This window comes from Bacillus sp. JJ1764 (genome assembly GCF_036962145.1).
Taxonomy (GTDB): domain Bacteria; phylum Bacillota; class Bacilli; order Bacillales; family Cytobacillaceae; genus Neobacillus.
The window spans coordinates 84,120-94,074 of record NZ_JBALNY010000021.1 but is presented as its reverse complement, the minus strand read 5'-3'; the positions used below and the strand labels follow the sequence as shown (position 1 = coordinate 94,074).

Annotated in this window: 13 protein-coding genes; 10 read left to right on the top strand and 3 right to left on the bottom strand. The window is 37.3% G+C overall.

Going from position 1 to position 9,955, the window contains the following annotated elements; genetic code table 11:
- The first annotated feature begins 74 nt into the window (after positions 1-74).
- From V7083_RS03795 to coaD, 3 genes are all read left to right on the top strand, one after another.
- On the top strand, positions 75-350 hold the full coding sequence (locus V7083_RS03795; protein WP_335475538.1) for a YlbG family protein: 276 nt from the start codon (positions 75-77) through the stop codon (positions 348-350).
- Between the two features lie 399 nt (positions 351-749).
- Complete coding sequence (gene rsmD, locus V7083_RS03790; protein ID WP_335475520.1) at positions 750-1,319, top strand: 16S rRNA (guanine(966)-N(2))-methyltransferase RsmD; 570 nt, start codon at positions 750-752, stop codon at positions 1,317-1,319.
- 2 nt (positions 1,320-1,321) lie between these two features.
- Complete coding sequence (gene coaD, locus V7083_RS03785) at positions 1,322-1,807, top strand: pantetheine-phosphate adenylyltransferase (RefSeq protein WP_335475518.1); 486 nt, start codon at positions 1,322-1,324, stop codon at positions 1,805-1,807.
- Between the two features lie 22 nt (positions 1,808-1,829).
- Here coaD and ylbJ read toward each other — a convergent pair whose 3' ends face one another.
- A complete protein-coding gene (gene ylbJ, locus V7083_RS03780; protein ID WP_335475516.1) occupies positions 1,830-3,056 on the bottom strand; it encodes a sporulation integral membrane protein YlbJ in 1,227 nt (408 codons plus the stop codon).
- 217 nt (positions 3,057-3,273) lie between these two features.
- Between ylbJ and V7083_RS03775 the strand changes: the two genes are divergently transcribed.
- Positions 3,274-4,059 carry a patatin-like phospholipase family protein gene (locus V7083_RS03775; protein WP_435554173.1) on the top strand — a complete coding sequence of 262 codons (786 nt, stop codon included), beginning with the start codon at positions 3,274-3,276 and terminating at the stop codon, positions 4,057-4,059.
- A 62-nt stretch (positions 4,060-4,121) separates the two neighbouring features.
- On the top strand, positions 4,122-5,090 hold the full coding sequence (locus V7083_RS03770; RefSeq protein ID WP_438823689.1) for a SepM family pheromone-processing serine protease: 969 nt from the start codon (positions 4,122-4,124) through the stop codon (positions 5,088-5,090).
- Positions 5,091-5,100: 10 nt separating this feature from the next.
- Here V7083_RS03770 and V7083_RS03765 read toward each other — a convergent pair whose 3' ends face one another.
- Complete coding sequence (locus V7083_RS03765) at positions 5,101-6,321, bottom strand: nucleotidyltransferase (protein ID WP_335475514.1); 1,221 nt, start codon at positions 6,319-6,321, stop codon at positions 5,101-5,103.
- A 221-nt stretch (positions 6,322-6,542) separates the two neighbouring features.
- Here V7083_RS03765 and V7083_RS03760 point away from each other — a divergent pair, with 221 nt between their 5' ends.
- From V7083_RS03760 to V7083_RS03745, 4 genes are all read left to right on the top strand, one after another.
- The gene (locus V7083_RS03760) at positions 6,543-7,070 is read left to right on the top strand and encodes a YceD family protein (RefSeq protein WP_335475511.1); all 528 of its coding nucleotides are present in this window, start codon (positions 6,543-6,545) and stop codon (positions 7,068-7,070) included.
- Between the two features lie 74 nt (positions 7,071-7,144).
- Positions 7,145-7,318 carry a 50S ribosomal protein L32 gene (rpmF, locus tag V7083_RS03755; protein ID WP_066368365.1) on the top strand — a complete coding sequence of 58 codons (174 nt, stop codon included), beginning with the start codon at positions 7,145-7,147 and terminating at the stop codon, positions 7,316-7,318.
- Between the two features lie 97 nt (positions 7,319-7,415).
- Positions 7,416-8,198 carry an enoyl-CoA hydratase/isomerase family protein gene (locus V7083_RS03750; protein ID WP_335475509.1) on the top strand — a complete coding sequence of 261 codons (783 nt, stop codon included), beginning with the start codon at positions 7,416-7,418 and terminating at the stop codon, positions 8,196-8,198.
- Between the two features lie 64 nt (positions 8,199-8,262).
- Positions 8,263-8,892: an RsfA family transcriptional regulator gene (locus tag V7083_RS03745; protein ID WP_335475507.1), complete on the top strand. Its 630-nt coding sequence runs from the start codon at positions 8,263-8,265 to the stop codon at positions 8,890-8,892.
- 38 nt (positions 8,893-8,930) lie between these two features.
- Here the strand turns inward: V7083_RS03745 and V7083_RS03740 are convergent, their stop codons facing one another.
- Entirely contained in the window at positions 8,931-9,404 is a 474-nt protein-coding gene (locus V7083_RS03740; protein ID WP_335475505.1) for an N-acetyltransferase, read from the bottom strand.
- 328 nt (positions 9,405-9,732) lie between these two features.
- Here V7083_RS03740 and V7083_RS03735 point away from each other — a divergent pair, with 328 nt between their 5' ends.
- The gene (locus tag V7083_RS03735) at positions 9,733-9,945 is read left to right on the top strand and encodes an acetyl-CoA carboxylase biotin carboxyl carrier protein subunit (protein WP_335475503.1); all 213 of its coding nucleotides are present in this window, start codon (positions 9,733-9,735) and stop codon (positions 9,943-9,945) included.
- Positions 9,946-9,955 lie beyond the last annotated feature (10 nt).

The window sequence follows — 9,955 nt, the reverse complement described above, 5'->3', positions numbered from 1 at the left end:
ATATAATTGAAATAGATGGTTTTTCTATGCTAGACTTATTTAAAAATGAACGTATAATCGAAGGGGAAAAAATGATGTTTGTTCAAAGACAAGGATTAGTTGTTTGGCTATATTCCTTAAAACAAGCGAAAATGTTAAGACGGTTTGGGAATGTACACTATGTCTCCAAAAAATTAAAATATGTATTTTTATATTGTAATCAAGACGAGGTAGAAGAAATTATCGAAAAATTGAAATCCTTTTCGTATGTAAAAAGAGTAGAACCCTCCTATAAACCATTCTTAAAAATGGAATTTGAGAATTCTGCACCGGATAAAGCAAAAGAGTACGACTATAAAATGGGCATCTAAACGAGGGAGATTCACCCTCGTTTTTTTATTCAAAGGCTAATGTTTAAGAATAGGGTTGATCTTATACCCTGATTAAACAGAATATATTCAAAAAAAAACCCTGCAGTCACCTGCAGGGTCCTTCTAAATCCTTTAACAGGATAGAAGGCAAAGGGAGAGGAGAAACCGGAGGAAGAACTTATGGGGAAACGTAAGTCTTCTCCGCGGTTGGCAACAACATCCTCGAATTGATGTTGTTAGTAACATTATCCCCACAACAAACAAGCTTATACGTCATTTTAAAAAATTCCGCCTCAAATAATTTTTTTGAATAATAATAAAATGATATGTGATTTGTCTGGTTTTCAATAATTATGGTAGGATGTATAATGAAATATTTCTAAATGTGGTGATTAATTCGTGAGAGTGGTTTCAGGCATTTGTAAGGGAAGACCTCTAAAAGCGGTACCGGGAAATACAACCAGGCCAACAACAGATAAAGTGAAAGAAGCAGTATTTAATATGATAGGTCCCTATTTTGATGGGGGAATTGGGCTGGATTTGTTTGCAGGCAGTGGGGGCTTAGGTTTAGAAGGACTTAGCAGAGGGTTGGATAAAGTGATTTTTGTGGATCGCGAACCCAAAGCCATTCAAGTTATTCATGAAAATATAAAGAGCTGTCGGATGGAAGAGAAAACAGAAGTTTACCGAAACGATGCTGACAGAGCGTTAAAAGCATTAATCAAACGTGAAATCCAATTTGATATGATTTTTTTAGATCCTCCTTATAAAAAACAGCAGCTCGTTTCGCTTATGGAGAAAATGAGTCAGCAGGATTTGCTTAAATGGAATGGATTAGTTGTCTGTGAACATAGTTTTGACGTATCATTACCTCAAAAGGTTGGTGGATTTTCTCAAGTTAAACATGAGAATTATGGAATAATTAGTATTACGATTTATCAAAAGTCGTTGGAGAATAAGGAGGAGTAAGTTTGGCAAGTATCGCTGTTTGTCCGGGAAGTTTTGATCCTATTACATATGGTCACCTAGACATCATTCGTCGAGGGGCAAAAGTATTTGATAAAGTGAATGTTGTTGTACTAAATAATTCAGCAAAAAATCCACTGTTTACAGTGGAGGAACGGATTACTTTAATAAAAGAGGTAACCAAAGAAATGCCCAACGTCGAAGTGGATCAATTTTCCGGACTACTTGTTGATTATGCTAAAAGTGTGAATGCAACAGCGATTCTTAGAGGTTTAAGAGCTGTATCTGACTTTGAGTATGAAATGCAAATTACCTCAATGAACCGTTATTTAAATGATCAGCTTGAGACGTTTTTTATGATGACCAACAATCAGTATTCCTTCTTGAGCTCAAGTATAGTAAAAGAAGCGGCAAAATATAACGGGAATATCTCTGGGCTGGTTCCACCAATCGTAGAATCAGAACTTCACAAAAAATATGGAAGAGAATAAATGAAAAAGAGCTTGGGGTTACCTAGCTCTTTTTCACATTCTGCTTGTTAAATCGATAAAAAAGAATCATAACATAAAAGGCAAGAGTCAATATCGTGATTTGCGGACCGATTTCGACTATTTTGTTAAATAGATCATTCGTCCATAATACACCATCACCGAATACAGGGAGAGCGTTGGTAGGCTGCTCATGGTTTTGGATTCGGAGATATACAGGCTTCCATAAGATCAGAGTGAACACACTAGCAAAAAATCCTTGAAGGATTCTGCCAAAAAAGAAAGGCTTAAAACGGATATCGGTTTGTGCCAAAATACTTGCCACTTGAGCTTGGACACTTAATCCGCTAAATCCTAAAATGAAGCTCGTGATGATCGCTTTTTGTAATAAGGTTGAATCAAGATCAAGGCTTGTCAATTGGCTCCCCAAGGTAATTTCAAAAATCCCCGAGATTAATGGAACACTTAACATATCAGGGAATGACATAGCAGAAAGAATAATTCCTATTACCTTTCCTAAAGCATCAGTAATATGTAAGTGGTAAAGTAGCTTATTGATGACAGAAAAAAGAATGATAAAACCACCAACCATCAATAGGGTTTGGATGGAGGAAGTGACAGCATCACCTAATAATTTCCCAATAGGTCTGTTGTCCTTTAGTCTGGTTTGGTGCAAAGCGGACAAAGCTGCTCGAAAATGAAACTTTTTACGCCGTTCATCGGATCTAACAGATTGATCCCTTCCATAAAACCGCATCACGATCCCTACACAAATATTACTCATATAATGGGCTAATGCCAAAAGGATTCCTAGTTGAGCATTGTGGAAAAAACCAACAGAAACCGCACCAAAAATAAATAGAGGATTAGATGAATTAGTGAAGGAAACGAGTCTTTCTGCCTCAATTCTTGTTAATTGTCCATCTTCCCTTAATCGTGCCGTAAACTTAGCTCCAGCCGGAAATCCTGAAGCCAACCCCATAGCCCATACAAACCCACCGACACCCGGAACCTTGAACAGCGGTCTCATAAGGGGTTCAAGTAATACGCCAATGAATTTAACTACACCGAAGCCAATGAGCATTTCTGAAACAATGAAAAAAGGTAAGAGGGAAGGGAACACGATTTTCCACCACATATTAAGACCGCGAACGGATCCTTCTAATGATTCCTGGGGAAAAGAGATGAGAGATAATGCAAGGGCCGTAACCATTACCGATAAAAAGATGGTTTTGAGCTTTGATTGAAACATTTGATCATGTCTCCTCCTTAATAGAGGTGAATACGCCAGAATTGTTTAGACGGGAACCTGAATGATAAAATGGTAATAATGAGTCTTTTACCATCCAATTACTTGTCCTCATATAAATCAAATATACTCATAGAACGAAAATTTAGACCATAAGATTGAATGAGTTTATCATGCATTTTTTGTGTGTTTATCAGATTATAATGGGAGGATACATTGTATGGAGCAACCTAAAATTGGCTTGGCACTGGGGAGTGGTGGTGCACGGGGGTTTGCTCATCTAGGGGTTATCAAAGTATTACAAGAATCTGGAATCCCCATTCATTTAATTGCCGGCAGCAGTATGGGAGCTTTAGTTGCAAGTTTTTATGGTGCCGGGATCGATTTTGACAATCTATATAAATACTCTACTGTCTTTAAGCGGAAGTATTTTTTAGATTTTACCATTCCCAAAATGGGCTTCATTGCGGGAAAAAAGGTAAAGGAATTTATCCAAATCTTTACCCATGGAAAAAATATAGAAGATTTATCGATCCCCATCGGTATTGTCGCAACAGATTTAATTACTGGGGAAAAAGTCATCTTCAGAAAGGGCCCCATTGCTGATGCAGTAAGGGCTAGCATTTCCATTCCGGGTATTTTCGTTCCGGTAAAATCCAATGGAAGAATCCTGGTCGATGGTGGAGTGACAGATCGGGTTCCAGTGAGTGTAGCAAAGGAGATGGGAGCCGACATCGTGATTGCAGTGGACGTATCGCGAGTTAAAAGGAATGCAGAAATTACCTCGATCTACGATGTTATCATGCAGAGTATTGATATTATGCAAAATGAAATCGTGTTAAACAGTGAAATTGCAGCGAATGTAATGATTCGTCCACCCGTTGAAAGCTATAGTTCACGTGCTTTTACAAATATTGATGAAATTATTAAATCAGGCGAAGAAGAAGCAAAAAAACATCTCGAGCAGATTCATTTAGAAATTAGCCGCTGGAAGGGAAGAAATTAGTGTTGCGCAAAAAAATATCTATAGGTATTTTAAGTTTACTTATTATCGTACTAATTGGAGGAATGAATTATCCATTACCTTATTTTGTTTCAAAACCAGGTATGGCTAAGGAACTGGCCCCTATTATTAAAGTTGAAAACGGGTATAAAGATAAAGGCAATTTCATGTTAACGACAGTGCGCATGGGCAGAGCCAATATTTTTTCATATCTAGAAGCAAAGGTCAAAAAATATGAAGAAATTTACCCTGTGGACATGATATTGGATAAGAAAGAAACAGAAGAAGAATATGATTTGCGGCAGCTACATCTAATGGCTGGGTCCAAACAAAATGCCATTGAGGTAGCCTATCGTAAGGCGGGCCTACCTGTAAAATACAATTATAAGGGAATCTATGTCATGCAGGTACTTCAGGATATGCCTGCAGCAGGAAGATTAGAGCCAGGGGATCGTATTTTTAAAGTCGATGGACATTCATTTCCTTCATCAAAGGAATTTATCGACTTTGTTAGCCAAAAGCACGCTGGAGATACCATTACATTAACCTTTATGAGAAAAAAGGTGGAAAAAACCGTTCCTCTCCAATTAAAGGCATTTAAGGATGATCCTAAAAAAGTAGGAATTGGAATTTCTTTAGTTGATGACAAAGAAATTGAGGTCAAACCAAAGGTAAAGGTGAATACAGCTGATATTGGCGGTCCATCTGCCGGTTTAATGTTTTCATTGGAAATCTATAATCAATTAACAAAAGACGATCTTACGAAAGGTTACCAAATTGCTGGTACGGGTACCATTGATGCTGAGGGTAATGTGGGACCTATAGGTGGAATAGAACAAAAAATTGTGGCGGCGGACAAAGCTGGGGCTGAAATCTTTTTCGCTCCAAATGAAAAGGGAGCAAAGAATTCCAACTATAAGGCCGCTGTTAAAACAGCAAAGGATATTAACACAAAGATGAAAATCATTCCTGTAGATACCTTTGATGAACCTGTAAAATACCTGAAACAGTTACCGGAAAAGAAAAGCAGCTAGGCCGAAAGGCTTAGCTGCTTTTTTCAATAACGATCGGTGGTTGTTTGTATTCTTGTTGAATCATCATCTTCTTATGTGGTTCGTTAAGACACATTCCGTATATTCTTGCTGCTCTGACATCAAGCTGAATGTCATTTTCTTTATAGGATGGAATCCTCGAAACAAGGGGAAGATTAAAATGTTTCTTTGTTTTATTTAAATATTCTTTACCTAAATCACTCATCCCTAAAAGCCTTAAATAACTGGCATTTTCAAGATGGTTCATTTCCGATTTTTTCGTATTTGTTAGAATATGGACACATAATCTTTGCAATCTCGTCCATGTATATCTTTTGGTTTTTATTTTTTGCATGAACTCCTGAAAATTTTGCGCTTCCAATGCTGCTTGGATTAGACGGTTTTCTAACCCCTCTTCCATCTCATAAATATCTCTTAACTCATTTGGATTAGTTTGAAGCAGCCGAAATTGCAGCAATTGCCAATAGAGTTCCCAGTGATGAAAGGTTCCATAACGCTCTAAATATTCTTCTAACAGATCTTTTGTACGGTCTGGAACATATTGCCCGATCCCCATTTTTTCATGGTCATTAGAAAAAATGGCTTTGCGAATGCTGGTTGCACTGGCAATTGTATCCGAAGCAAAATGTTCATCATGGTAGTTCGCACTTTTCCTTGAAACGGTTAAGGGCTCTATCGAACTCCTTAGTTGTTTGATAGCTTTTATGTACTGAAAACCAAGGATATTATTAGGTTTGGATAAATCAAGAACATGTTCAGAGCCTGATAACTGTTGAAAAGCTAGAGATAATGCTTTAGGGTAACTGACACCGGTTTGGATAAAAGTTTTGATTTGTTCATCATATTCGGCTGATCGGGATGTTAAGAATTCTAACGTTTGCTTAAAGGCTCCCAAATCACCGCTTTCACTGCCAAAACATAAAGAATCACAACCTGCAGCATCTAGAATCGATACTGCACCAGTGGCAAAAATTTCGGCTTTTTGAACAGCAAAACGATAAGGCAATTCAAAAACAATATCTACTCCATTTACTAAAGCCATTTGGGTTCGGACCCATTTGGAAACAAGTGCAGGTTCTCCGCGCTGAAGAAAATTCCCGCTCATTACGGCAATCACGACATCAGCATTGGCTGCTTCTTTAGATGCCTGTAAGTGAAAGGCATGACCATTATGGAACGGATTATACTCAACAATGACACCAACTGCTTTCATAGATCTACTCCTTCATAAAAAATTATTAACATTATCGGAAATTTGTAAGGAAACTAATCTAATAATATGATAAGATGGAAAAGATGTTTGTAAAAGCCTTAATTGGATACACTAGTATGGAAAATCACTAATGATTCTACTTAATACTACTGTAAAGAAAAAATATTGACAAAAATATTATCGAAGGCTATAATTACCTTTGTTGCCTTGGGGTGATTCATTTGAAATGGACATTAAGTCAATTGCAGAAATATCGGAATAAGGAATTTTTGATTGATGATGTTTTTCGGTTTGATGAAATCAAGCAGGACGATCCAACAATCAGGGAAGTCTCTCCGATGCATATTACAGGTCGTGGGGATATTGATTCATCAAAAGTTACCTTTCACTTAAAAATTGAAGGTTATCTAATCCTTCCTTGTTCACGGACTTTAGTAGATGTTAAGTACCCAATTAATGTCGAAGCATCTGAAACATTCCTATTGCAAAATTCTGTATATCAAACTGAAGAGGAAATTCATCAAGTAAAAGGGGATGTCATTGACTTAAACCCAATTATCAGGGAGATTCTTTTACTTGAAGTTCCAATGCAGGTCTTTTGCGATGATGTGTTTTCTGAGGGTGCTGCTCCTCAATCTGGTAAGGATTGGGAAGTCTTACAAGAAGAATCGGATTCAAAGAAGATTGACCCTAGATTGGCGGGACTTGCTAAATTTTTTGACAAAAATGATCCTTCTTCCGAATCATAATCGGAAATTAAAGAAGCAAATTGTAAAAACAGCGAGGCAATGCCTTACGCTTTTCTTATAAGGAGGTGGGAAGAATGGCTGTACCTTTTAGAAGAACTTCTAAAACTGTTAAAAGAAAACGTCGTACACATTTCAAATTAAGCGTTCCTGGTATGGTAGAATGCCCAAATTGTGGTGAAATGAAATTAGCTCACCGCGTATGTAAAGCTTGCGGAACATACAAAGGAAAAGACGTAGTTAACGATTAATAACTACTTAGATAAAAAGCACAAGGAATAATTCCTTGTGCTTTTGTCATTTTATTTACATAGTGAAGCAAATAATGTGCATGGAAGGCGGAGAATCATGTCATATTTGATAGAAAAACAGAAAAATGGTGTATTGCTATTTACTATTGCCAGGGAAGAAAAACGCAATGCCATCAATTATGAGGTAATGGAGGGATTGTCCCAAGCTATTAAATTGGCTGAAGAATCAGGGGCAAAAGCACTCATTATTACCGGAGAAGGGAATCGGGCTTTTTGTTCAGGTGGTGATTTGTCTGTCTTTCACTCCCTACATACAAAAGAAGAGGCATATGCAATGCTTTCAAAAATGTCTAAGATTCTTTATTCTCTACTAGTATTGCCGATTCCAACTATAGCATTGTTAAATGGACCGGCGATTGGCGGCGGTTGCGAACTAGCGATTGCATGTGATTATCGACTAGCTAAAAAAGGAGTAAAAGTAGGGTTTGTACAAGGGAAGCAGGCTATTACAACTGGTTGGGGCGGAGGCACCATTCTTTCGGAAAAATTACCTCAACCCATGGCCATGAAACTTTTGATGGAAGCTGAGCCTAAGCGGGTTGAAGATCTTGAGAAAATAGGATATATTGATCAAACTTTTGAAGGTGATCCTAATTTGGCCAGTGATGTTTTTCTTGAAAACATTCTTTTAAAAGAAGTGACAGTCTTACAAGCCTATAAAAAGATATGGATCCGCAAGTGGGAAGCGCAAAATCTTTTAAGGAGAATGGAAGAAGAGGTTAAGACCTGTTCCGTACTCTGGGAAAGTGATGTCCACCATGAATATGTAAATAAATTCATGAATAAAACATTGAATAATATTTCAAAACGAGAAACCTGATTAAGTCTATCTTTTCTAGTAGATGCATATGTTTATAAAAACACTGCTAGGAGGGGAAATTCTAATGTCACCGACTCGACAGGATGCTTGGTCACAAGATGAAGATTTACTGCTTGCGGAAGTTGTACTGAGACAAATACGCGAAGGTGGGACACAACTTCAGGCCTTTGAGGAAGTTGGCAAGCAACTAACGCGTACTGCTGCAGCTTGTGGTTTTCGCTGGAATTCGTATGTAAGGAAGCAATACAAAAGCGGTATTGAACTGGCAAAGAAACAGCGTAAGGAATTGAAAAAACAGCAACCTTCTTCCAGAAACAATCCAATTCCGCTAGAAGATGATGTAGAAACAATCTCATCACCGCCCAGCTTTGAGCAAGGGGATACGATAACCTTTCCGCTGGTCATTCGCTATCTGGAAGAACTCTACAACAAGGTAAATAGCCATCTGACCCTAGAGGAAGATCGTGAAAAAGCTTATGAAAAAATAAAAGAATTGGAGAAGCAAACATATTACTTGTCCTCTGAGAATGAAAGACTTGCTACTAGTTTAAAAACCATTGAGGAAGATTACCTTTCATTATTAGAAATTATGGAAAAGGCCCGTAAAATGGTAGTCCTTCAAGAGGAAGACCGGCAGCAAAAGGTAAAATTCCAAATGGACAAAAATGGTAATCTTGAAAGAGTGGAAAAATAGGAAAAGCGGGCTCGTGAAGAGTCCGCTTTTTAAATAGTTTAATGTTGTTGCGCCTCGACGCCTTCTGGGTACCATACTAATGGGTTTTCGCCGCGGTCTCTGTCCATTTCATAGTCAACATTAGAAAAACCCATCTTTTCCCAAAATACACGAGATTGCATTCTAGGGTTCGCTTTAATAGGTAGTCCGAAATTCTTGGCGAATTCTACAAGCTGTTTTCCGAAACCTTTCTCTTGATAGTCTGGTAGCACTTCTAGCTTCCATAATTCTAAATAATTTTGAGGTGGATAAAAATACCGGTCAAATTTGGCGTCAATTTGATACAGACTCATACGCGCAACTAGTTTATCGCCAAAATAGATTCCATAAAACGGTGATTCATTGTCATTATCCACCATATTGGCTTCTAAATCCTCCAACATGGATAATTCCTGGATTCCATATTCTTTAAATTTTTTAAATTCCTCTAAAGTCTTAAAATTTATTTTTAATTTCTCCACCTTTGTCCCCATTGTTGTCCTCCTGGAATATGAATTTTTTTACTTATATAATCATACGTCCTTGAATATCATAAATTGAATAATTTTTGCATTATTCAAAAATGAAGCACTTTCATTATATAACAAAATAATAAATATTTCTTCTTCTAAACACTGAAAGCGTTTTCGAAATTAGCAGGAAATTCTGATAATGATGTAGAAAGAACAATATTACAACCTTTTTATTTTATTGGTTCTTTTTAACTTGTATGTTGGTTACTGCTCCAATCAACAGGAGTGAAAATCAACAGTATTCTTTAACATTGCCATTTTATTAAAACGGAATAGGGAGTGAAAAGAAATGAAAGAAATTACAGCATCCATGGCAGGAACAGTGCTAAATGTATTTGTCTCAACAGGGGAGTCAGTAAGTCCTGGACAAGAAGTGATTATGCTGGAGTCAATGAAAATGGAAATCCCAATTGAGAGTGAAAGGGAAGGAATGGTCAAGGAAGTTAGAGTGAAGATTGGTGATTTCGTCAATGAGGGCGATGTTTTATTGGTACTAGTTTAAGGAGGGACTT

Bases quoted from the DNA above. Each gene is read 5' to 3' on its own strand.
- V7083_RS03795 (WP_335475538.1), top strand. From the start codon at position 75: ATGTTTGTTCAAAGACAAGGATTAGTTGTTTGGCTATATTCCTTAAAA.
- V7083_RS03765 (WP_335475514.1), bottom strand. From the start codon at position 6,321: ATGAAAGCAGTTGGTGTCATTGTTGAGTATAATCCGTTCCATAATGGT.
- V7083_RS03775 (WP_435554173.1), top strand. From the start codon at position 3,274: ATGGAGCAACCTAAAATTGGCTTGGCACTGGGGAGTGGTGGTGCACGG.
- ylbJ (WP_335475516.1), bottom strand. From the start codon at position 3,056: ATGTTTCAATCAAAGCTCAAAACCATCTTTTTATCGGTAATGGTTACG.
- V7083_RS03745 (WP_335475507.1), top strand. From the start codon at position 8,263: ATGTCACCGACTCGACAGGATGCTTGGTCACAAGATGAAGATTTACTG.
- rpmF (WP_066368365.1), top strand. From the start codon at position 7,145: ATGGCTGTACCTTTTAGAAGAACTTCTAAAACTGTTAAAAGAAAACGT.
- V7083_RS03750 (WP_335475509.1), top strand. From the start codon at position 7,416: ATGTCATATTTGATAGAAAAACAGAAAAATGGTGTATTGCTATTTACT.
- V7083_RS03735 (WP_335475503.1), top strand. From the start codon at position 9,733: ATGAAAGAAATTACAGCATCCATGGCAGGAACAGTGCTAAATGTATTT.
- V7083_RS03740 (WP_335475505.1), bottom strand. From the start codon at position 9,404: ATGGGGACAAAGGTGGAGAAATTAAAAATAAATTTTAAGACTTTAGAG.
- V7083_RS03770 (WP_438823689.1), top strand. From the start codon at position 4,122: ATGAATTATCCATTACCTTATTTTGTTTCAAAACCAGGTATGGCTAAG.